The following is a 20,015-nucleotide window of genomic DNA, read 5'->3' as shown; positions in this document are numbered from 1 at the left end:
CCCCATAATTCTAAAGGAGTTCATTCTTCAGGCAAAGGCACGAATTCCTCTTCGTCCCCCGGAACGATATCGAAGCGGCCGGTGCGCCATTCCTCTTTCGCCTTCTCGATCCGCTCCTTGGAGGAGGAAACGAAGTTCCACCAGATGTAGCGCCTGGAGTTGAGGGCCGCACCCCCGAAAAGCATCAGATGACAGCCCGCAGGGCCTGCTTCGAGCGTGATCGCGTCGCCTGGCCGGAAGACGAGCAGCTGGTCTGCGGCAAAACGGTCGCCGGCAATGACGACCTCGCCCGAAAGCACATAGACGGCGCGCTCTTCATGAGCCGCGCCGAAGGGGAACCTCGCACCCGGTTCAATATCGAGGTCGGCATAGAGCGTGTCCGAAAACACCTTGACCGGCGACGTCATGCCTTCGAAGGAGCCGATGACGACGCGCCCTCTCACGCCACGTTCATCGATCAGCGGCATCTCGCTTTTCTCAGTATGGACAAAAGAAGGGTCGATTTCCTCCTTGTCGTCCGGCAGTGCCAGCCAGGTCTGCAGCCCCGACATCAGCAGCGGGTGGCCACGCAGATTGTCGGGCGTGCGCTCCGAATGCACGATGCCGCGCCCGGCCGTCATCAGGTTGATGTCACCGGGGCGAATGACCTTTTCGGTGCCGAGGCTGTCCAGATGCCGGATTTCGCCATCGAAGAGATACGTGACCGTCGAAAGACCGATATGCGGATGCGGCTTCACATCGAGCGCCTCGCCGGGCTTCAGGATCGCCGGACCCATCCGGTCGAAGAAGATGAACGGCCCCACCAGCCGCCGCTGCCGCGTCGGAAGCGCGCGCCGCACCTGAAAACCGCCGATATCGCTGGTCCGCGGGATGATCAGATTCTCGATGGCGTCGCAGGCGAAGGCGTCACCGGGCAGTGGGTCTTTACCGGGGAAGAAGGACATGGCGGTTCTCCGAAGGGGACTGCAAGGGCGAAACTAGCGGCAATGACCATTCACGGATAGCAAAAACTTTATGTCGATTGACGTCATATGGCGAACGATGTCATAACCTACCTGTGAAGGCTGAGCGCGTCTTTCGCGAACGGATCGTTTTTGGCGACGGCGCGATCATCGATATCAAGGTGTGGCGTGTGCCGGCGCAAATGCCAGGCTCCAAGCACTTTTTGAAGTATTTGCTTTTCTACGGAAAGCCCGCATTGCGTTTGATTTGCTATGACAATGAGCGGGGCAAGGGCGATCACCGGCACTACGATCAGCACGAAGAACGCTATGGATTTATCTCGATCGAGCAGATGATCGCAGATTTCCGGAGCGACGTGGAAAAGCTGAGAGGAGAACGGATATGAGCAAGGATATAGAACTGCATATCGGCTCCTCCTTTGAGGATGTCGCAAAGCGCGTCGCTGATGCCTGGCACAAGGCCGAGATGGGCGAACCCGTCACTGAGGATCATCTTACCTTCGTGGGGTGGGAGGCTTTCTCGCGAACGATGACTGCAAAGCGGCTTGAACTTCTCCGCCATCTGCACCGCAATCCTCAGACGAGCATTTCCGCTTTGGCGAAAAGCCTGAAGCGCGATTATCGCCGCGTCCACGAAGATGTGGAAATCCTCTCGGAGGCAGGCCTTGTCGAACGGGATCATGATGGTCTGCGAGCAGGCTACAACGAAATCAGGACTATAATCGCTCTCTAGGCCTCACGCCCCGTCCAGCGGTTCCGTGCCCTGCGGTTTTCCGGCGCGGTCGAGCCTGATCTTCTCGATGCGGTTCTCGGCGGCCGAAAGCAGTGTCTCGCAGTGCTTCTTCAGCGCTTCGCCGCGCTCGTAGATCTCGATGGATTCATCGAGCGCCACGTCGCCGCGCTCGAGGCGGGCCACGATGCTTTCGAGTTCGGCAACCGCTGCTTCGAAGGAAAGACCGGAAACCTCCGGTTTGGCGCTGTCAGTCATACTCAACCCTTCATCAATCGAAGCACATGCAGGCCCGCCGATTCGGCAAGCCCTTCCAGATCATAGCCGCCTTCCAGCAGGCTGACGACCCGGTTGGAGGCGCTTTTGTCGGCTATCTCCAGCAATCTTCCGGTCGCCCAGTCGAAATCCTCGCCGACGAGATTGATCTGCGCCAAGGGATCGCGGTGATGCGCGTCGAAGCCGGCGGAGATGATGATGAGATCCGGCCGGAAATCGACTAGGGCCGGCAGCACGCGCGATTTGAATGCCTCGCGGAAATGATCGCTGCCCACGTTCGGCGAAAGCGGTGCGTTGACGATCGTGCCGTGCTTGCCGCTTTCGTCCTTCGCTCCTGATCCCGGATAAAGCGGCATCTGATGCGTCGAGCAGAAGAGCACGGACGCGTCGTCCCAGAAGATGTCCTGCGTGCCGTTGCCATGGTGCACGTCCCAATCGACGATCGCCACACGCTCGGCGCCGTGGCGTTTCTGCGCATGCCGGGCGGCGATCGCCGCGTTGTTGAAGAAGCAGAAGCCCATCGCCGTCGTCTTTTCCGCATGGTGGCCGGGCGGGCGGGCGGCGACGAAGACGTTGTCGGCCTTGCCTGTGAAGACGTCGTCCACAGCAGCCATGGCCGCACCGACGCCAGTCAGCGCCGCCTGTAGGCTCTTCGGGCTCGCATAGGTATCGGCCTCGATCTGGTTGATCTCGCCGTCCCCTTCGGGAATCTGGCGCATGACGGCGCGCAGATGCTCTTCCGGGTGGGCAAGCAGCACGGCGTCCTCGCTTGCCTGCGGCGCTTGCTTCCGGTCCAGCTGCTCGAAATTCGGATGGCCGAGTGCAACGTTGATCGCCCGCATCCGGTCCGAGCGCTCGGGATGGCCTGCCGGCGTGACGTGCTCGAGAAAGATCGGGTGTTCGTAAAGGCGGGTGCTCATGCGGATACTCTTATCGCTTGCCCCAGTCATGTTCCACACCAGATGGCGCGAATAGCGGCAATTTCAACACGCACGCTGTCGTGAGCCCGTCATCTCCACCGTTTACTTCGGCTTGCATTGCGCTAGTCTTTCAGCAGGAGAGCAAGGGAGCAAGGACAGGGATGCTGATGGCAAAGTCAAGCGGCTCAAATGCAGCGGAAATACGTGTCCCGTTTCGAGATGTGGACATGCACGGCGAGATGTTCATCTCGTCCTATATTTCCTATGCCGAGTCCGTACTTGTAAATTTCTGGCTGGCTCGGCCGGAAGTGGAAGGCGAGCCAATTTATACTGCAAGCAAGATTTCTTGCATCCTACACCGGCCCTTGTATTACGACGAACTGGTGGAATTCACCACCGCGGTCGACAAGATCGGAGTCCGTTCCGTCGGCTTCCTGATTGCAGTCGAGGCGGAAGGTGAACGCGCCGCCGAGGTCGAAATCATCTGGCAGGCGCGCAACCGCGAAGACCTCTCGCCTGCCGCGCTCCCCGAAGTGACGCGCGACTGGCTCTACACTTTCGTTGATTAGCCCCTGATCCTAGGTACGAGCCGGCAGCAGCGGATAGCCCGCCATGACGGCGCGGCCGGCAAGCGCTGCGACGAATGCCTTGATCACGTCGCCGGGAATGAAGGCCATCGAGCCCACGAAAGCCTGCTGAAAGCCTATGCCGGCTGCAAACGCGAGATAGGCGATCCCGAAAGCATAGAGAACGACGATGCCGCCGATCGCGGATGCGAGGAAGAACCCGACCGTCTGCACCAGGCCGGACTGCTCCGCCTTCACGAGGCGCTCGGCGATATAGCCGGTGGCGAAGGCGGCAAAGAGCCAGCCGACGAGGAAGCCGGTCGTCGGCGCGGCAAAGGCTGCAAGGCCGCCGCGTCCGCCCGAAAGCACCGGAAGGCCGATTGCGACCAGAACCAGGACGATAAGCACAGCGATTGCGCCGCGGCGCGCACCGAGCACGACGCCTGCCATCATGACGCCGAGCGACTGCGCGGTGATCGGCACCGGGATGAAGCCGAGCGTGATCGGCGGCAGAATGCCGAGCGCCACGATGATTGCGGCAAAGAGGGCTGAGAGAACGAGGTCGCGGGTGCTCATCATGGGCTCCGTGTTTACAGAATATTAACTGACATGCCGCCGGACGCCGCGCGCGTCAATTGCCGTCGCGATATTATCCGCATCTCTGAGCGTGAGAATGATGAGCGGCGCAAGCACCGTGACCGGCCGCACCTTGATGCCGCGCGCCGCATGCGCCTCCTTGATCGCCTGGTAGCGGCTCAGAATTTCCGGCACGAAACGGACCACGAGACCGACCGCCAGGCCGACGTCGTTCGCCGCCACCAGGCCGGCTCGCTCCAGCGGACGGGCAAGCAGCGTGATCTCGTCGATGAACTCGCTGATCGTCGTCGTTGCCGTGACTGCCGCCGCAAAGAGCATCAACGCCGTCAGCCGCAAAAGCGCCACGACCGCACCGTGCCATGGATTGAACAATAAGCTGAAGAGCGCCACGACGAGGATTGTCAGCAGCACGGGCTTCAGCCGCGCGATCGCTTGCCCGAAATACAGGCCAAGGCTGAAATAGACGGCGCCTGTCATCAGCATGCCGATCGAAAGCAGCGGAATGTTGCGGGTGGTGAAGAGAATGATGCCGAGAATCGCGAGAACAAGCAGCTTCGAGCGCGCCGGAAGCCGGTGCATGAAGCTGTTTCCTTCGACATAAAGCGATTGCATCAGCAGGTAATCTCCCGGTAGCGCGCGATTGCCTCGGCCGCTGGTGCATCGGTCGCAAGCCTGCCCTCGTGGAAGAGCAGGACGCGGCCGAAATCCGCGACCAGTTCCAGATCATGGCTGATCACGATGGCGTTTTCGGGCAGGCCCTTGATGATCTTCTGTACCAGTGCGCGGTTCTTGAGGTCGAGCTGGTTCGTCGGCTCGTCGAGGATCAGGATATCCGGGCCGGTCACCAGAACCGCGGAGAGGGCGGCGATCTGTAGCTCGCCGCCGGAAAGCTCGTGTGCCCGGCGCGCTGCCAGATGGGCGGCATCGAAACGGCCGAGCGCAGCTTCGACCCTCGCTTCGATCTCGGCCTTCGAAAAGCCGCGGCCCTTCAATCCGAAGGCGATGTCGTCGCGCACGATCGGCAGGATGATCTGGTTCTGCGGCTGCTGGAAAATGAAGCCGACATCAGGAAGGGCGGAATGGGAGGTGGCCGTGTCCCGGCCATTGACGATCACCCGTCCTGTCGTCGGCTTCGTTAGACCGTTGATCAGCCGCGCGAAGGTCGTCTTTCCCGAGCCGTTGAGGCCGATCACACCGATGCGGTTTTCAGTGAGGGTGAGGGTGAGTGGTGAGAGAGCCTCCCGCGTCCCATAAGTGACTGCAGCTCCTTCAAAGCGGATGTTCAAATCATTCCCCTGTCACAATCCGATGCTGGTTCTATAACCGCAGCGGCAAAAGTGCAAAACCGGGTGGCTAGGAACATTTTCCCGAATATGATGTGCCCATGACGAATCTCCTTTCGAACAGCGATGCCCGCCGCGTCTTCCTAGCGAAACAGGGTCTCAGCACGCCGCCGAACCGCGCCCTGACCAAGGCGGGACTGCTGCAGTTGATTCATGAAATCGGTTTCGTGCAGGTGGACAGCATCCAGACGGTGGAACGGGCGCATCACCAGATCCTCTTTTCCCGCAATCAGACATACAGACGCGAACACCTGACCGCGCTCCTGGAGAAGGACGGCGCGCTCTTCGAACATTGGACGCACGACGCCTCGATCCTGCCAAGCGCCTTCTTCAAATACTGGAAGCACAAGTTCCGGCACCAGGAGGAAGTGCTTGTCGAGCGCTGGCGCAAATGGCGCGGTGAGGGCTTCGAGCATGCCTTCGATGAGACCTACGAGCGCGTGGCGCGCGACGGCGCGATCATGGCGCGCGAGATCAAGGCTGATGGCCACACCTCCGGCGGCTGGTGGAACTGGCACCCCAACAAGACCGCACTCGAATATTTCTGGCACACCGGCAAGTTCGCGATCGCCGGCCGATCCAATTTCCAGAAGATTTACGATCTGGTCGAACGTGTCATCCCGGCGGAGTTCCGCGAGCCGGAGGTTAGCCGCGAGGAGTTTGTCGACTGGGCCTGCCGAAGCGCGTTGAAGCGGCTTGGCTTTGCGACTCATGGCGAGATTGCTGCTTTCTGGAACCTGCTTTCGCCGGACGAGGCGAAGGTGTGGGTCAGCGCGCATCGCGAAGAACTGACCGAAATACTGATCGAACCGGCACTCGGCGGCAAGCCGCGCTCTTCCTGGGCCTTTATGGATTTTCTGTCGATGCTTGACGATTATCCCGATGCACCGGCGCGCATTCGCGTCTTGAGCCCCTTCGACCCGATGATCCGCGACCGCAACCGCACCGAACGCCTGTTCGGCTTCTTCTACCGCATCGAAGTCTTCGTGCCGGAGCCGAAGCGCGAATACGGCTATTACGTCTTCCCGCTGCTCGAAGGCGACAAGCTCATCGGCCGCATCGACATGAAGGCGGATCGCAAGAAGGGGACGCTGGACGTCAAGCGGCTATGGCTGGAGCCTGGCGTAAAAGCGTCTGCTGGGCGCCTGGAAAGGCTGCAGGCGGAACTGGAGCGCGTGGCAAAGTTTGCCGGGGTGGAGAGGGTTGTGCTTCTCGACGGCTGGTACACGAGAGGCTAGAAAAAGCGATGCTTGCTTCTATCGAGTTTCGCCGCATTCTTCGAGCTGCTTGGCTGAGCGCACACCATCTCGATTACAACGATTTTGCACGCGTTCAACCAAACGTTTCCGATCGCACGCTTAGCTTCCTATGCACTAAGAATACCGAGAGCTGTAGGAGCCTAATAGGACAGTGGCGGCGCTGGTATTACCTTCGGCAGCCCGATTCGTACAGCTTCTCGATAACCTATCGCAGCAATCGCCTTGTCGATCTCCAAATCTCAGCCAACACTATTTAGCTGAATCTCACCAAATCTCCGTCTTCGATATCTTAATCCCAAAGCCCTCGAGGCCGACATAGTGGCGCTCCCGGCTCGTCAGCAGCCTGATCGAGCTGACGCCGAGGTCTTTCAGGATCTGTGCGCCCAATCCGATTTCCAGCCACTCGCTTTCGCGGGTCTTGGCTTCGGCGTGGGATTCGCGGTCCTGGCTGCGGCTCTTGCGGCCATTGTCGTAATGGCCGACGCCGACGGAGCCTTCGCGGAGGTAGACAATGATGCCGCGACCTTCCTCGGCGATCTTCTGCATGTAGTGGTCGACCGGGCTCTTCTTGCCGAAAAGGTCCTCGGCGACGTTTTCCGGATGCAGGCGAACCGGGATGTCGATGCCGTCGCGGATATCGCCGAAGACGACGGCGAGGTGCTGCATCGGATCCCAGGGGAGTGAGTAGGTATGTGCCTTGGCCTTGCCGAACGGCGTCTCGATATCGAAGCTGTCGCCGAGTTCGATCAGAGTTTCCTTGCGCTGGCGATAGGCAATGAGGTCGGCGACCGAGAGGAGCTTCAGGCCGTGTTTTTCCGCGAAATCGATGACCTGCTGCCCACGCGTGACCGTGCCGTCATCGTTGACGAGCTCGCTGATGACGCCGATCAGCGGCAGTCCGGCAAGCCTGCAGAGATCGACAGCCGCTTCCGTATGGCCGGAGCGCATCAGGACGCCGCCTTCGCGGGCAACGAGCGGGAAGATGTGGCCGGGACGGACGAAATCGGCCGCACCGACATTCGGATTGGCGAGATTGCGCACCGTGAGCGTCCGGTCGTCAGCGGAAATGCCGGTCGTCGTGCCATGCTTGAAATCGACGGACACGGTGAAGGCCGTCGTATGCGCGGAGTCGTTTTCTGCCACCATGGCGTTGAGGTTCAGGCGCTTTGCCTCTTCCTTCGGCATGGGCGTGCAGACAATGCCGGAGGTATGGCGCACGATGAAGGCCATCTTCTCCGGCGTACAGTGGACGGCGGCGACGATCAGGTCGCCTTCGTTCTCGCGGTCGTCGTCATCCATGACGACGACGATCTCGCCGGCTTCGAACGCCCGGATGGCATCGACGACACGCTTCTGGTCATAAGGCATGGGAGCAGTTCCTATTTCAGCCGGCCGGTCTGGCCGCGGTCGCGGAGGTAATGGTCGGCGATAGCGCAGGCGACCATGGCTTCGCCGATCGGCACGGCGCGGATGCCGACGCAGGGGTCGTGCCGGCCCTTGGTGCGGATATCGACATTGTTGCCATCGGCATCGATCGAGCGCCGCTCGGTAAGAATGGAAGACGTCGGCTTGATCACAAAGCGCGCGACGACCGGCTGGCCGGTCGATATGCCGCCTAGAATACCGCCGGCGTGGTTGGAAAGAAACAGCGGCTTGCCGTCGTTGCCCATGCGAATCTCGTCGGCATTTTCCTCGCCGGTGATTTCGGCCGCACCGAAGCCGTTGCCGATCTCGACGCCTTTCACGGCATTGATCGACATCAGCAGCGAGGCGATGTCCTGATCGAGCTTGGCGTAAATCGGCGCGCCGAGCCCGGGCGGAACGCCTTCCGCCACCACTTCGACGACGGCGCCGATCGAGGAGCCGTTCTTGCGGATGCCGTCGAGATATTCCTCCCATACGGGAACGATCGTGGCGTCCGGCGAGAAGAAGGGATTTTGATCGACCTGATTCCAATCCCAGTTCTGGCGGTCGATCTTGTGTTTGCCGATCTGCACGAGGGCGCCTCGAACCTTCATGTCCGGCACGACGAGGCGGGCGATGCCGCCGGCCGCGACACGGGCGGCCGTTTCGCGGGCGGAGGAGCGGCCGCCGCCGCGATAATCGCGGATGCCGTATTTGACGTCGTAGGTGTAGTCGGCATGGCCGGGGCGGTATTGCCGGGCAATCTCGCCGTAATCCTTGGAGCGCTGGTCGGTGTTCTCGATTATCATCGAGATCGGCGTTCCGGTCGTGGTCATCGTCTCGCCGTCGGCGTCCAGCATCACGCCGGACAGCACCTTCACGAGGTCCGCCTCTCGGCGCTGCGTCACGAAACGCGACTGACCGGGCTTGCGCTTGTCGAGCCAGGTTTGAATGTCCTCCAGCCTGAAGCGCAGCCCGGGAGGGCAGCCGTCGACGACGCAGCCGAGCGAAGGCCCGTGGCTCTCGCCCCAGGTTGTCACGCGGAAGAGATGACCGAATGTATTGTGCGACATGTGTTCCGACCACGCGCGGCAACCCGCGCCATTCTCCAAAATGCGCGACACTCATAGGCCAAAAAGAGGTGGAGGCAAAAGCCTTTCTTTGCGCGAAATCCGCGTGAGGAAGAAATGCTGTTTCCGCAACTTGCGAACGATGCGCTCAGGAGGCGAGCCGCCATGGCGCGCCGTCCGCTGCAGCGGCCGTGAAGTCGTCGAAGGAGAGTGGCCGCGAGAAGGCGTATCCCTGCAGCAGGTCGCAGCCGAGATCGCGCAGCATGTCCGCATGCGAAATCGTCTCGACCCCTTCCGCCACCGTTTCGACGCCGAGCGACCGGGCGATATCGATGATTGAGCGTACCAGCGCGCGTTCCTGCGGCGAATGGAGGATTGGCTGCACCAGTTGGCGGTCGATCTTGAGCCTCTTCGGCTTCAGCTTCAGCAGGCTTACGATCGAGGTATGGCCCGTGCCGAAATCGTCGATTTCGATATCGATGCCGAGCGCCTTGATACGGTCGAGATTGTGCGCCGCCACGTCCTCGCTCTCGTCGAGGAAGATCGATTCCACCAGCTCGAAGGAGATTTCGCCTGGCCGGATCTGCAGGTCGCTCAGCGATTCAAAAAGGCTGCCGTCGTGCAGCCGCCGCGCCGAAACGTTGACGGAGACCTGCGGCACGGCAACGCCGAGTGCTGACCAGCGCATCTTGTCCTTCAGCGCGGTTTCGAGAACGATGCGGTCGAGCTCCTGCACGACGTTGATCTCGTCGGCGATGCGCAGGAATTTGTCCGGCGTCAGCAAGCCGCGGGCCGGATGATGCCAGCGCACCAGAGCTTCGACGCCGGTGAGCTGCATAGTCTGTGCGCAAAATTTCGGCTGGTACCAGGCCGTGAATTCGCCATTCTCGATGCCGGCGAGAATCTCGTCGGCGGTGCGCTTGCTGTTGATGATGTCGGCCTGGAGGTTCTGGTTGAAGAATTCGTAGCGATTCCGACCCAGGCTCTTGGCGCGATAGAGCGCGATATCGGCATTGATCAGCACTTTGCGCGCGTCGACATGGATGCCGTTTGCAAGCGCGATGCCGATCGAAACGCCGCAGCGGCAGGGGAAGCCCTGGAAATTAACGGGCTGGCGCATTTCTTCGATGATCCGGCCCGCCAGCGCGGCCATATCCTCGTCGCCGACATCGAGGGCGAGGATGACGAACTCGTCGCCGCCGATACGCGCGACGACATCGCTGCCGCGGACATTCTCCGAAAGCACTTTCGAAGCATGCACCAGCATCGCATCGCCTGCTGCATGGCCGAGCGTGTCATTAATCTGCTTGAAGCGATCGAGGTCGATATGGAGGATCGCGAATTTCTGCCGCTGCGACCGGCTGCCGGCAGTCAGATTTTCCAGCGCGATGTCGAGCTTGCGGCGATTGGCAAGCGCCGTCAGCGGATCATGCAGCGAATTGTGCTCGATGCGATTCTTGGCAAGTTCGAGCTCGATATTCTTGGCAACCGCATCGTCCTTGGCTGCCTTGAGCTCGGCTGTCAGCAGCGCGTCTTCGGTGGCGTCGAACGCGACGCCGATGAGTTTCAGCTGTCCTGTTGCCGCCTGGTGCACCTTGCCGGTCGAGCGGACGTAGCGAATGCTGCCGTCCTCCGCCGGCACGCGGCAGATGAGCGTGTGCTTGTCGCCGAGCTTCTTGAAATGCCGTGCGCTTTCGAGCGCAAGATCACGATCTTCCGAATGAATGCGGGAAAGCCAGACATCCTGGGTCATGAACCCATGCCTTGGTTCTAACCCGTAGAGTTCATGCATGCGCTCGTCCCAGACGGAGCCGGCGGCGCCGAGCGTCGTCTCCCAAATACCGCATTGGTAGGAATCGAGCGCCAGGTCGAGGCGGGTTGAAAGTTCGGCAAGCTGCGTCTCGCGGCGGGAGAGTTCGTCCAGCGCCAATTCCAGCTCGGCATTCTTGATGTCGCTGTTTTCCTTCGCCTTGCGCAGCATATCGGCAGCCTCAGCGTCTGCAGTCACGTCCGCGACGATGCCGATCGTCCTGCCGGTTCCCCCCGCATCCGTATAGAAGGAGCCGACCGACCGCAGATGCCGGACGCCGCCGTTCGAAAGCCTGACGCGGTACTGAGCCGTGCAGGAGGTGCCTGCCAGGCTGCAGTTGAAGAAGTGTGTTTCGGCGATCGGCCGGTCTGCCGCCACGATTGCCTCGAGCCAGCTTTCAAGCGGATGACTGCCGTCGCCGGAAGGCTGGCCGTGAAGAGCCGAGGCCCGCGTATCCCAGTAAAGGCTGTGGCCATGATCCTGCAGTTCCCAGATGCCGATATTGGAGGAATCCAGCGCCAGGTTCAGCCGCTGCGAAAGCTCGAGCAGCTTCCCCTCGCGCGCCTCCAGCTCGCTGATATTGCGGTTGCGCTCGCCAAGCAGCAGGGTCGCGAAGAAGATCGGGACGATGATGACGCAGCCGGCGGCGATGATGATCAAGCGAAGCTGAAGCTGGTTCGGCGGGGGTTCGTTCCATCCGGTCATCGGCACAGCCGAAAGTTCCCAGCGCCCGCCAGCAAAAGTGATCTTGCGCCGGAGCGGCTGTTTGTCGAACACATCGGCGCTGCCGAAGAAGGGAAGGGCGGAGGCCTCGGCCGCCGTGCCCAGGTCGCGCACCGCGATCGAAAGGTGGCCGAGATGCGGATAACGCTCCTGGTTTTCACTGTTGCGCGCGGGTTTTAGACCGGTGTTCTCGTAGAACATATCCCGGTCGATGGTGACTTCGACTGCACCCCAGACGTTGCGCTGCCCGTTCTCCTTGACGAAGATCGGGAAGAAGATCGCAAAGTCACCCTTGCCGCTTCCGGTCGTGATCGGGCCGTAAAAGCGTGCCTGCTGGTGTCCCGTATTGCGCCTGACGGACTGGCGCAGCATCAGCGTTTGACGCACATCCTTGCCAATGCGGCTCTTGCCGGGCTGCGTCGGGAAGACGCTGCTGACGACGAAATCCGGTGCGACGGCGATACTGATGAAATGGGGGTTCTGGATGAGCAACCAATTGATCTGGCGCTCCATCTCCTCCTGGTTGGTTTTCGCGCTCACGGAAATCATGTTGGACAGATCGCGGGCGACGGTGATGTCCATGTTGATTTGTGCCGCCATGCGAGCGCGAATAAGGCTTGCTTCGTTTTCCGTGCGAATCTGCAGTTCCCGCAGATGGGCGGCCGTATTTGCGCGATCGAGTGTGAAGCCGACCCCAACGACCACAAATGCGACGAGAGTGGAAACCAGCAGTGAGACCCAGGTATTCTTGAGTAACCGCCGTAAATGAATATTGGCACTGAGCCGCAAAAGCAAAAACACGTCCCCCTTGTTCGGCGGAACTCTAGGAGGAACCGGTTAATTTACGATTTCCCGATGGTTCGTCTTCGTTGCTTGTAATGAAGTGCGCCCTAATGGTTAGCGGTTGCTCTTGCTTATTGTTAAAATGCTATTCATCAATGAGGCGCGGAAAGTCATTCTTCCGGGCAATTTTCGCCATATTCAGGAGCTTATCTGTGTCTCACCGGATTTTTGCGTCGAGTTTCATGAGGGTTGCCGCGATGCGTTTTTTTGTTGCCACGCTGCTGGCTACAGCAAGTTTCCTGTCGCCCATCAGCGGCTTTGCGGAAAGCGCCGACGTCGAAGCGACCATCAAAACGGTCGACATGAACGGCCTCAGCCTGACGCTTGATGACGGCAAGACCTATCAGGCGCCGGAGGAGTTCAACTTCGAGGGGCTGAAGGCCGGCGTGAAAGTGGTGATCTTCTACACGGAAGTCGATGGCAAGCGGGTGATCAACGACCTCGATATCGTGCAGTGAGAGGGATTATATCCAGCCGATCAGTCTTCTTGCGGTGTCGATCTTCAGGATGCGGTCCTGCGGAATCTCCCCCTCGGCAGCCTCGTGCTTCGGCAGGTCCGCGATCATCTTGAAAAGGCTGCGGATAACGCCGCCATGCGTGACGCAGACGGTCGGGCACTCGATCGAATTCAGCCATGAGCGGATGCGCCACGACATTATCTCGTAGCTTTCGGCATCGTTGCCCGGCGGAATGAAATCCCACTTATTGATATTGCGCTCGTTGATGCGCTCGCGCTGCGTCGCCTTCAGTTCCTTGATCGTGAAGCCTTCCCAGTCGCCGAAGGAAACCTCGACCAGCCGATCGTCCGGGCGGTATTCCTTCGGCCGCAGGCCCATCGCCGCGCGCATGATCTCCATCGTCTCGCGCGTGCGCTGGAGCGGGCTTGCGACGAAATCGAAGGAAATGGCTTCGACCCTGAGAATCTCGGCCATATCGATGCCGTTCAGCCGCGCCTGTTCGCGGCCGATGGCGTTCAGCGGAATATCCTTCTGGCCCTGCAGGCGGCGTTCGGCATTCCAGTCGGTCTGACCGTGTCGGACCACATAGATGAGCAAGGCAGGTTCCGCTTGATTGGACTTCGATCAGTCTTTGATAACCGAAATATCCGGCGCGTCTACCGCCTTCATCCCGATCACATGATATCCGCTGTCGGCATGGTGTACTTCACCCGTGACCGAGCGCGAGAGGTCCGACAGCATGTAAAGGCCGACATCGCCGACATCTTCGATGGTGACGGTACGGCGGAGCGGAGCGTTGTACTCGTTCCACTTCAGGATATAGCGGAAATCGCCGATGCCGGAGGCTGCGAGCGTCTTGATCGGGCCTGCCGAAATCGCGTTGACGCGGATGTTCTTCGGTCCGAGATCGACGGCGAGATACTTGACGCTCGCCTCGAGCGCGGCCTTGGCAACACCCATGACGTTGTAGTTCGGCATGACCTTCTCGGCGCCGTAATAGGTGAGCGTCAGCAGCGATCCGCCCTCTGTCATCAGCTTCTCGGCGCGGCGTGCGACAGACGTGAACGAATAGACGGAAATCTGCATCGTCTTGGCGAAATTGTCCGGCGAAGTGTCGACATAGCGACCGGTCAGCTCGTCCTTGTCCGAGAAGCCGATCGCGTGAACGACGAAATCGATCTTGCCCCACATCTTTTCGACGTTCTCGAAAACGGCATCAATGCTCGCTTCGTCGCTGACATCACAGTGGCCGGCGAGTACGCCACCGAGTTCGGCAGCCAGCGGCTCGACGCGCTTCTTCAGGGCATCGCCCTGATATGTAAATGCAATTTCGGCGCCCTGTGCATGAATGGCTTTGGCAATGCCCCACGCAATCGAACGATTGTTGGCGACGCCCATGATGACGCCGCGCTTGCCTGACATGAGGCCTGTTGCTTGAGCCATATTTTGCCCCCTAATGATCCAATTGGAAATTGCCTATGGCATAGGCCGTCCACCGGTTCAAGATTGCGGGCAATCATCAACTGTAAGGGATCGTAACAAAGGGTGCGCTTGTCACGAAAATTTCACAGAAACAGCCCTTCGCGCATGCTTCGCATGAGATCTGTGACCTTATCGTCCGGCTTTTCCCACAACATAATGCGCAGTTCGACGACCAGGTCGCCCTTTCCGCCGGTGTCGTCGGGCAGGCCCTGGCCGGAGATTCGGATCGTCTTGTCGGATCCTGACCAGGCGGGAACGGTGACGTCGACCGGCCCGTTCGGTCCGTCGATGCGTGCGTCGGTGCCGAGAACGGCATTTTCGATCGTCACAGGAAGCACGGTGTGGAGGTCGAACCCATCGACGGTGAAACGCGCGTCGGGCTCGATGTGGATGCTGACGACCGCATCGCCGCGCTGCATGTTCGGCAGCTTGTAGCCCTGACCCTTCAGCCGGACCTGATGGCCCTCCCGCGTTCCGGCCGATAGTGCGAAGCTTGCCTCGCGGCTCTCGCCGAGCTGCACGGTGGCCCAGTTACCTTTCAGTATATCTTCTATTGTTACAGTCGTCTGTGCAAACTGGTCCGGCGCCTTTTCCGGTGCGGGCGTGCTGCCGGTGAAGCGGCGCACGAGCGACGTCAGGATGCTCAAGGGCTGAAGAATACCGCCAGCAGCCGCGACGGCAGCAGTTTCTGCACCTTCCTCCTCGGGCTTGATTGCCTCCGCCTCCGGTTTGCCTGCCTCCGCCTCCGGTCGCCGGCTGGCATTTGCCTGTGGATGAACCGTCGCACCTGCGCTTGCAGCTTTAGCCTGCGCGCCAAAAATTCGCTCGACCATGTCTTCGGCCGATTCCGGGCTGGCCTGCTGCTGCTTTGCCGCTTCGGTGGCGGCTCTCGCCGCCTTTTGCGCGTTGGCGCGGGTGAGTTCTTCCATCACCCGTTCGGCATTCGCCTGTGCTGCCTTCGCCCGGACTGCCGCCTCGCGGGCGGCCTGCCGCTGTTGCATGATCGTATCGCCGCTCACGCGCGCCTCCGCCATCCGTGCCGCCGTATCGAAAAGGCTGCGCTTCTTGGGGTCCTTCAATGTCTCATAGGCACGACCGACCTCGGCGAAACGCGCCGTTGCCGTCGGGTCGCCCTGGTTATGGTCCGGATGGACGGCCTTGGCCTTGTTGCGCCAAGCGGCCTTGATCTCGTCTGCCCCTGCGTCCTGAGGAACGCCCAAAATCTTGTAAGGATCGCGCATAATAAACCGCCGGTGTTCCGATGCGGTGTGCCTGTCCTTGCCCAGCACCCCGAAGCCCAATGACAACTCTCTGCGCGCCATCTGGCCCATTTGAGAGGAACCGGAACACGCGTCTGTGAGCCGATCGTGCGTCAGAGTTACTAATCAGTCCTTATTTTTGGGGAGGGGAATGCGGCTTTCTCCGCAAATGGTTAGCTTTCTGCTAAGCATCGCGGCGGCGATTAATTATGTTTTGAAGCGGATCAGCCTTCCGGCTGGAAGCTCAGCAGCTGCCAGTTACCGCCGCCCACGAGGCAAGTCTTGCCGTAGAATTTGGCAACGCCCGCATAGGAGTGCCGTGTCGTGCGGAACTGGCGGCAGACCTGGCCCTGGTCGTTATTCTCGACGATCGTGTCTATGACGCCGGCGCTGCCGGTGGAGGAGTTCGCCCAAGGCAGTGGCTGACCGGCCATCCTCTGGATGTCGGCGGAGGTGACTGCGTTGCGGACCGTCATTTCGTCGGAAAGGGTATCGGTGCTCGGCGGCGTCTGCGGCACGGTGCCGGTGGCGACTGAACGGTCCACCTTGGAATCGCTCAAGAAGTCAAATCCGCCCGTCATGCAGCCGGAAAGCGGCAGCATCGCCGCTCCGATGACGAACAACATGGTACAACGGCATAGCCGGCCCTTTGTATGGCGATTTGACTTTGCTATGACTTTCACCCTGCGTCCTGTCCAGTCGTGAAAAGCTGGGCATTAAACCAATAAACCCGGGGCATTTGAGATAATATGTCGGCAAATGAGTTAACAAGCAGTGACTTCACCGAGCGCGACGAGCCGTTCAAGCTATTCGCCGAATGGCTGAAAGATGCCGAGGGTTCCGAGATAAACGATCCGAATGCGGTAGCACTTGCGACGGTCGATGAAGATGGCCTTCCCAATGTCCGCATGGTTCTCCTGAAGGGATTCGATAGCGACGGATTCGTCTTCTACACCAATTTTGAAAGTCAGAAAGGCCGCGAAATCTTGGGACAGAAAAAAGCGGCCCTGTGTTTTCACTGGAAAACGCTGCGCCGGCAAGTGCGCGTTCGCGGTCCTGTGGAAATCGTGACCGACGAGGAAGCCGATGCGTATTTCAAGACCCGCGCACGCGGTAGCCGCATCGGCGCCTGGGCGTCCAAGCAATCCCGCCCGCTGGAAGGCCGTTTCGCGCTGGAAAAAGCCGTTGCCGAATATACGGCGCGTTATGCCATCGGCGAAATACCGCGGCCGCCCTATTGGTCCGGTTTCCGCATCAAGCCAGTCTCGATCGAATTCTGGAAGGACCAGAACTTCCGCCTGCACGACCGCATCGAATTCCGCCGCACAACGGCGGAAGGCGATTGGGAAAAGGTCAGGATGTATCCGTAACGGGCTTATCGGCCCATCAGCTTCAGCGGGATGCCGGAGGCGAGCGCCGAGACATAACGCGGCCTCTGGTAAAACCCGTTGAGCGAGAGCCGCGGCAAATAGGCCGTGCCGCCGGGCAGGTCCGGCCGCATGATGCCGGGCCGTGTCGTCACCGCGACCTTGAACCCGAGTTCGGCCGCGATTTTCGCCTCGCGATAGGTTGCGGCCTCGGGCGTGCCATAAGGGAAGGCGAAGGCTTCTGGCCGTTTGCCGGTGATCGCCTCTACGTGATCGGCAGAAAGCGCCATATCCTCCCGCGCTTGGGCTTCTGGAAGCCGCGCAAGCGCGCGATGGCTGACCGTATGGGCGCCGATGGAGGCGAGGGGGCTTGCGTCGAGAAGGTTGAGTTCCGCCGCACCCATCACGAGATCGTCGACGAGTTCGGCCGGATCGATCTCACGGTGACGGGCTAGCGCATCGATCTTCGCAACCGCTGAGGCCTCGTCGGTGCGGTGGACATGCGCTGCAAATCGCGAGAATGCCGCATGCTGATCGGCCAGTGTGCCAAGCGTGATCGTCTCTTCGCCTGCGCCGAAATCGAAACGGACTTCTTCCGCCTTCCGCAGGATGGCGGCAAGCGTCTCCCACCAGATCGTGTGGGTGCGCTCCGTGAGGCCCTTTGTCACGAACACGGTAAAGGGCGCCTCGTGCTTCTCGAAGATCGGATAGGCGTGAACGAGGTTGTTGCGGTAGCCGTCGTCCAGCGTAAACGCTGCAAAGGGCTGGTCGCCGGCCGGTCCGGAAAGCAATGCCGGAATCTCGTCCAACGCGACGAACCTGTAACCGTCATGGGCAAGCCGCGTCAGCGCCACATCGAGAAACTCGGGGGTGATTTCCAGGTGCCTGTTCGGCTCGAAGGCATGCGGCTCGTACGGCCTGACATGATGCAGGGTAAAGATCGCGCCGCGTCCGCGCGCGTTGCGCATCAGCCGGAGAGCAGCGACAAGATGAGCGGCCTCGAGCCCGCCGGTGATGGCGATCCGTTTCGCGCGACTTTTCCACAGCCTGTGCATACCGCCTCCCTGAAGACGGGCGAGCCTATCAATTATGGTGTTAAGCGTTGTTGAACGTTGCATTTCCGAGTGAAATCTTTACGTTCCGTTCACCAGGAGCAAAGAAAACTCAAAAAATTGGTGTCCGTTGCCTCAAAGTCGCGCCAGATTAGCGGCTTCTGTCGCAGAACGGGACACACATCTGACTTCGCCGGTGCGGCATTTTGATTGAGGGGATTTCATGAAAAGGTTGGTGGCCGCATTTTTAGCCGTGACGTTTGCGGTTTCGGCACCCCTCGCGGCGATCGCCGGCAACGCCTCCCTCATCCTTGATGCCCGAACGGGCAAGGTTCTCGCTTCCGAGAACGGCGATGTCCTGAACCATCCGGCCTCGCTCACCAAGATGATGACGCTCTACCTCACCTTCGAGGCATTGAAGCGCGGCAAGATCACCTGGGATACGCCGATCGTCATGTCGAAATACGCGGCCAGCCGCCCGCCGACCAAGCTCGGTGTGAAGGCGGGCGGAACGATTACCATTCGCGAAGCCGTCTATGGCATGATCGTCAAGTCCGCGAATGATGCCGCGGCCGCGGTCGGCGAAAAGCTCGCGGGCTCCGAAAGCAACTTCGCCCGCATTATGACGCAGAAGGCCCGTCAGCTCGGCATGAACCGCACCGCCTTCTATAACGCCTCCGGTCTGCCGGATGCGCGGCAGGTGACGACGGCCCGCGACATGTCGACGCTCGGCGTTGCGCTGCTCAAGCACTATCCGAGCGAGTACCGTCTCTTCTCGATGACGGCCTTCACCTTCCGCGGCAAGACCATCCGCGGCCATAACAACCTGATGGTTCGCTACCAGGGCATGGACGGCATCAAGACGGGCTACACCAATGCCTCCGGCTTCAATCTCGTGAGCGCCGTGCGCGACGGCAACCGCCGCGTCGTCGGCGTCGTCCTCGGCGGTCGCACGGCCCGCAGCCGCGACGCTCAGATGGAAGCCCTTCTCGACAAGTATCTCGGCCGCGCCTCCAGCGGTGGCAGGCTGCTTGCAAGCGCCGGCGTGAAGCAACCCGTCGAGATTGCATCCGCCGCCGCCGGTACGGACGTCTCGCTTCCGGGCGTCACGACGAAGAGCGAAGTCGAAGCCGGCAATGTTCCCTTCGCGCTCGGTTATTCCGACACTGCAACCGTTCCCCTGGAGCGTCCGGCAGCACTTGAGGAAATGGTCAACGTCGGCAAGCCGCAGCAGTCGGCCCAAGGCCGGCAGATCCAGATTTCCGCCGCTCCGAGCGCCGATGCCGCCCGTGCCCTGCTTGCCCAGGCCAAGTCCGAAGGCGGTGCGGCACTGAAGTCCGCAACTCCCTATACCGAAGCCTTCGGCACTGGCGCCAACGCCATCTACCGCGCCCGCTTCGTCGGTTTCGCCACCGAAAAGGCCGCCACCACCGCCTGCGAAGCCCTCAAGAAGCGCTCCTACGACTGCGTGCTGCTCGCCAATTAAGGCTAAGCTCCGAACGCCATTCGCTGGACAATCCGGACGAATCGGCATTCTCCTGCTTTGGATACAAAAGGAGAACGCCGATGCTTGCCGATCTCGCCGAAAAATTCGAATCCTCTTCCCGCCGTTACGCCGAAGTGAATGGCATTGAACGGGATCCGGACTGGTATCTCCTGAAGCTGCAGGAAGAAATGGGCGAACTCACGCAGGCCTGGAACCGCTTGAGCGGCAGAGGGCGCCCGAAAGGCAAGACGCCGGACGAACTGAAGCAAGACCTCGCCGACGAAACGGCCGACATGCTCGGCCACATCCTGCTCTTTGCCCGCCGCAACCACATCGATCTCGATCCGGCGATCGAACGGAAGTGGCGGTTCAGGCCCTAACTCGCGGCTTTCCGCGGTCGCCCGCCTT

The 20,015-nt window shown here is 60.5% G+C and carries 22 protein-coding genes; 8 read left to right on the top strand and 14 right to left on the bottom strand.

What is annotated here, in order from left to right; translation table 11 throughout:
- Window positions 1-20 precede the first annotated feature (20 nt).
- Window positions 21-944: a pirin family protein gene (locus ACZ9BX_RS11060; RefSeq protein ID WP_476217833.1), complete on the bottom strand. Its 924-nt coding sequence runs from the start codon at window positions 942-944 to the stop codon at window positions 21-23.
- Here ACZ9BX_RS11060 and ACZ9BX_RS11055 point away from each other — a divergent pair.
- Together ACZ9BX_RS11055 and ACZ9BX_RS11050 are read left to right on the top strand one after the other, a co-directional pair.
- Entirely contained in the window at window positions 917-1,348 is a 432-nt protein-coding gene (locus ACZ9BX_RS11055; RefSeq protein WP_476217831.1) for a toxin-antitoxin system TumE family protein, read from the top strand. The genes ACZ9BX_RS11060 and ACZ9BX_RS11055 overlap by 28 nt on opposite strands.
- A complete protein-coding gene (locus tag ACZ9BX_RS11050; protein ID WP_476217830.1) occupies window positions 1,345-1,695 on the top strand; it encodes an HVO_A0114 family putative DNA-binding protein in 351 nt (116 codons plus the stop codon). The genes ACZ9BX_RS11055 and ACZ9BX_RS11050 overlap by 4 nt, the downstream gene beginning before the upstream one ends.
- A 3-nt stretch (window positions 1,696-1,698) precedes the next feature.
- Here the strand turns inward: ACZ9BX_RS11050 and ACZ9BX_RS11045 are convergent, their stop codons facing one another.
- Both ACZ9BX_RS11045 and ACZ9BX_RS11040 read right to left on the bottom strand, forming a co-directional pair.
- A complete protein-coding gene (locus ACZ9BX_RS11045; RefSeq protein ID WP_027507740.1) occupies window positions 1,699-1,950 on the bottom strand; it encodes an exodeoxyribonuclease VII small subunit in 252 nt (83 codons plus the stop codon).
- A gap of 2 nt (window positions 1,951-1,952) precedes the next feature.
- The gene (locus ACZ9BX_RS11040; RefSeq protein WP_027507739.1) at window positions 1,953-2,888 is read right to left on the bottom strand and encodes a histone deacetylase family protein; all 936 of its coding nucleotides are present in this window, start codon (window positions 2,886-2,888) and stop codon (window positions 1,953-1,955) included.
- Between the two features lie 167 nt (window positions 2,889-3,055).
- On the opposite strand from ACZ9BX_RS11040, the gene ACZ9BX_RS11035 reads away from it, so the two are divergent.
- On the top strand, window positions 3,056-3,457 hold the full coding sequence (locus tag ACZ9BX_RS11035) for an acyl-CoA thioesterase (protein WP_476217827.1): 402 nt from the start codon (window positions 3,056-3,058) through the stop codon (window positions 3,455-3,457).
- A 9-nt stretch (window positions 3,458-3,466) separates the two neighbouring features.
- Here the strand turns inward: ACZ9BX_RS11035 and ACZ9BX_RS11030 are convergent, their stop codons facing one another.
- Genes ACZ9BX_RS11030 through ACZ9BX_RS11020 form a run of 3 tightly spaced genes read right to left on the bottom strand, consistent with a single transcriptional unit; the run spans window position 3,467 to window position 5,337 of the window.
- Window positions 3,467-4,030 carry a biotin transporter BioY gene (locus ACZ9BX_RS11030; protein ID WP_027507737.1) on the bottom strand — a complete coding sequence of 188 codons (564 nt, stop codon included), beginning with the start codon at window positions 4,028-4,030 and terminating at the stop codon, window positions 3,467-3,469.
- A gap of 24 nt (window positions 4,031-4,054) precedes the next feature.
- Window positions 4,055-4,663 (bottom strand): energy-coupling factor transporter transmembrane component T family protein, encoded by a 609-nt coding sequence (locus ACZ9BX_RS11025; RefSeq protein ID WP_476217824.1) that lies wholly within the window; start codon window positions 4,661-4,663, stop codon window positions 4,055-4,057.
- A complete protein-coding gene (locus ACZ9BX_RS11020; protein WP_476217822.1) occupies window positions 4,663-5,337 on the bottom strand; it encodes an energy-coupling factor ABC transporter ATP-binding protein in 675 nt (224 codons plus the stop codon). The genes ACZ9BX_RS11025 and ACZ9BX_RS11020 overlap by 1 nt, the downstream gene beginning before the upstream one ends.
- A 98-nt stretch (window positions 5,338-5,435) precedes the next feature.
- Between ACZ9BX_RS11020 and ACZ9BX_RS11015 the strand changes: the two genes are divergently transcribed.
- A complete protein-coding gene (locus tag ACZ9BX_RS11015; protein WP_476217820.1) occupies window positions 5,436-6,632 on the top strand; it encodes a winged helix-turn-helix domain-containing protein in 1,197 nt (398 codons plus the stop codon).
- A gap of 285 nt (window positions 6,633-6,917) precedes the next feature.
- On the opposite strand, the gene ribB is transcribed toward ACZ9BX_RS11015, so the two are convergent.
- The 3 genes from ribB to ACZ9BX_RS11000 all read right to left on the bottom strand — a co-directional run bounded on the left by ribB (window position 6,918) and on the right by ACZ9BX_RS11000 (window position 12,455).
- Window positions 6,918-8,021, bottom strand: coding sequence for a 3,4-dihydroxy-2-butanone-4-phosphate synthase (ribB, locus tag ACZ9BX_RS11010; RefSeq protein ID WP_476217819.1), 1,104 nt, complete (start codon window positions 8,019-8,021; stop codon window positions 6,918-6,920).
- 11 nt (window positions 8,022-8,032) lie between these two features.
- A complete protein-coding gene (gene aroC, locus ACZ9BX_RS11005; protein ID WP_476217817.1) occupies window positions 8,033-9,130 on the bottom strand; it encodes a chorismate synthase in 1,098 nt (365 codons plus the stop codon).
- Window positions 9,131-9,275: 145 nt separating this feature from the next.
- Window positions 9,276-12,455, bottom strand: a complete 3,180-nt coding sequence (locus ACZ9BX_RS11000) for a bifunctional diguanylate cyclase/phosphodiesterase (protein ID WP_476219978.1) — start codon at window positions 12,453-12,455, stop codon at window positions 9,276-9,278.
- A gap of 245 nt (window positions 12,456-12,700) precedes the next feature.
- Here ACZ9BX_RS11000 and ACZ9BX_RS10995 point away from each other — a divergent pair, with 245 nt between their 5' ends.
- Complete coding sequence (locus ACZ9BX_RS10995; protein WP_132559581.1) at window positions 12,701-12,961, top strand: DUF1344 domain-containing protein; 261 nt, start codon at window positions 12,701-12,703, stop codon at window positions 12,959-12,961.
- A gap of 6 nt (window positions 12,962-12,967) precedes the next feature.
- On the opposite strand, the gene ACZ9BX_RS10990 is transcribed toward ACZ9BX_RS10995, so the two are convergent.
- The 4 genes from ACZ9BX_RS10990 to ACZ9BX_RS10975 form a co-directional block, all read right to left on the bottom strand.
- Entirely contained in the window at window positions 12,968-13,558 is a 591-nt protein-coding gene (locus tag ACZ9BX_RS10990; RefSeq protein ID WP_476217816.1) for a histidine phosphatase family protein, read from the bottom strand.
- Between the two features lie 27 nt (window positions 13,559-13,585).
- Window positions 13,586-14,404, bottom strand: a complete 819-nt coding sequence (gene fabI, locus ACZ9BX_RS10985; RefSeq protein WP_027507728.1) for an enoyl-ACP reductase FabI — start codon at window positions 14,402-14,404, stop codon at window positions 13,586-13,588.
- Window positions 14,405-14,526: 122 nt separating this feature from the next.
- Complete coding sequence (locus ACZ9BX_RS10980; protein ID WP_476217814.1) at window positions 14,527-15,684, bottom strand: DnaJ C-terminal domain-containing protein; 1,158 nt, start codon at window positions 15,682-15,684, stop codon at window positions 14,527-14,529.
- A gap of 242 nt (window positions 15,685-15,926) precedes the next feature.
- Complete coding sequence (locus ACZ9BX_RS10975) at window positions 15,927-16,385, bottom strand: RT0821/Lpp0805 family surface protein (protein WP_476217813.1); 459 nt, start codon at window positions 16,383-16,385, stop codon at window positions 15,927-15,929.
- Between the two features lie 66 nt (window positions 16,386-16,451).
- On the opposite strand from ACZ9BX_RS10975, the gene pdxH reads away from it, so the two are divergent.
- On the top strand, window positions 16,452-17,072 hold the full coding sequence (gene pdxH, locus ACZ9BX_RS10970) for a pyridoxamine 5'-phosphate oxidase (protein ID WP_476217811.1): 621 nt from the start codon (window positions 16,452-16,454) through the stop codon (window positions 17,070-17,072).
- Window positions 17,073-17,077: 5 nt separating this feature from the next.
- On the opposite strand, the gene ACZ9BX_RS10965 is transcribed toward pdxH, so the two are convergent.
- Window positions 17,078-18,124, bottom strand: coding sequence for a polysaccharide deacetylase family protein (locus ACZ9BX_RS10965; protein WP_476217809.1), 1,047 nt, complete (start codon window positions 18,122-18,124; stop codon window positions 17,078-17,080).
- 220 nt (window positions 18,125-18,344) lie between these two features.
- On the opposite strand from ACZ9BX_RS10965, the gene ACZ9BX_RS10960 reads away from it, so the two are divergent.
- Window positions 18,345-19,607, top strand: a complete 1,263-nt coding sequence (locus ACZ9BX_RS10960) for a D-alanyl-D-alanine carboxypeptidase family protein (RefSeq protein WP_476217807.1) — start codon at window positions 18,345-18,347, stop codon at window positions 19,605-19,607.
- 80 nt (window positions 19,608-19,687) lie between these two features.
- Complete coding sequence (locus ACZ9BX_RS10955; protein ID WP_476217805.1) at window positions 19,688-19,987, top strand: pyrophosphatase; 300 nt, start codon at window positions 19,688-19,690, stop codon at window positions 19,985-19,987.
- The last annotated feature ends 28 nt before the right edge of the window (window positions 19,988-20,015 follow it).

This window comes from Rhizobium sp. USDA 3886, assembly GCF_056279785.1.
This window is presented reverse-complemented; position numbering and strand designations above follow the sequence as displayed.

Bases quoted from the DNA above. Each gene is read 5' to 3' on its own strand.
- ACZ9BX_RS11060 (WP_476217833.1), bottom strand. From the start codon at position 944: ATGTCCTTCTTCCCCGGTAAAGACCCACTGCCCGGTGACGCCTTCGCC.
- ACZ9BX_RS11050 (WP_476217830.1), top strand. From the start codon at position 1,345: ATGAGCAAGGATATAGAACTGCATATCGGCTCCTCCTTTGAGGATGTC.
- ACZ9BX_RS11045 (WP_027507740.1), bottom strand. From the start codon at position 1,950: ATGACTGACAGCGCCAAACCGGAGGTTTCCGGTCTTTCCTTCGAAGCA.
- ACZ9BX_RS11040 (WP_027507739.1), bottom strand. From the start codon at position 2,888: ATGAGCACCCGCCTTTACGAACACCCGATCTTTCTCGAGCACGTCACG.
- ACZ9BX_RS11035 (WP_476217827.1), top strand. From the start codon at position 3,056: ATGGCAAAGTCAAGCGGCTCAAATGCAGCGGAAATACGTGTCCCGTTT.
- ACZ9BX_RS11030 (WP_027507737.1), bottom strand. From the start codon at position 4,030: ATGAGCACCCGCGACCTCGTTCTCTCAGCCCTCTTTGCCGCAATCATC.
- ACZ9BX_RS11025 (WP_476217824.1), bottom strand. From the start codon at position 4,663: ATGCAATCGCTTTATGTCGAAGGAAACAGCTTCATGCACCGGCTTCCG.
- ACZ9BX_RS11015 (WP_476217820.1), top strand. From the start codon at position 5,436: ATGACGAATCTCCTTTCGAACAGCGATGCCCGCCGCGTCTTCCTAGCG.
- ribB (WP_476217819.1), bottom strand. From the start codon at position 8,021: ATGCCTTATGACCAGAAGCGTGTCGTCGATGCCATCCGGGCGTTCGAA.
- aroC (WP_476217817.1), bottom strand. From the start codon at position 9,130: ATGTCGCACAATACATTCGGTCATCTCTTCCGCGTGACAACCTGGGGC.
- ACZ9BX_RS10995 (WP_132559581.1), top strand. From the start codon at position 12,701: ATGCGTTTTTTTGTTGCCACGCTGCTGGCTACAGCAAGTTTCCTGTCG.
- fabI (WP_027507728.1), bottom strand. From the start codon at position 14,404: ATGGCTCAAGCAACAGGCCTCATGTCAGGCAAGCGCGGCGTCATCATG.
- ACZ9BX_RS10980 (WP_476217814.1), bottom strand. From the start codon at position 15,684: ATGCGCGATCCTTACAAGATTTTGGGCGTTCCTCAGGACGCAGGGGCA.
- pdxH (WP_476217811.1), top strand. From the start codon at position 16,452: ATGTCGGCAAATGAGTTAACAAGCAGTGACTTCACCGAGCGCGACGAG.
- ACZ9BX_RS10965 (WP_476217809.1), bottom strand. From the start codon at position 18,124: ATGCACAGGCTGTGGAAAAGTCGCGCGAAACGGATCGCCATCACCGGC.
- ACZ9BX_RS10960 (WP_476217807.1), top strand. From the start codon at position 18,345: ATGAAAAGGTTGGTGGCCGCATTTTTAGCCGTGACGTTTGCGGTTTCG.
- ACZ9BX_RS10955 (WP_476217805.1), top strand. From the start codon at position 19,688: ATGCTTGCCGATCTCGCCGAAAAATTCGAATCCTCTTCCCGCCGTTAC.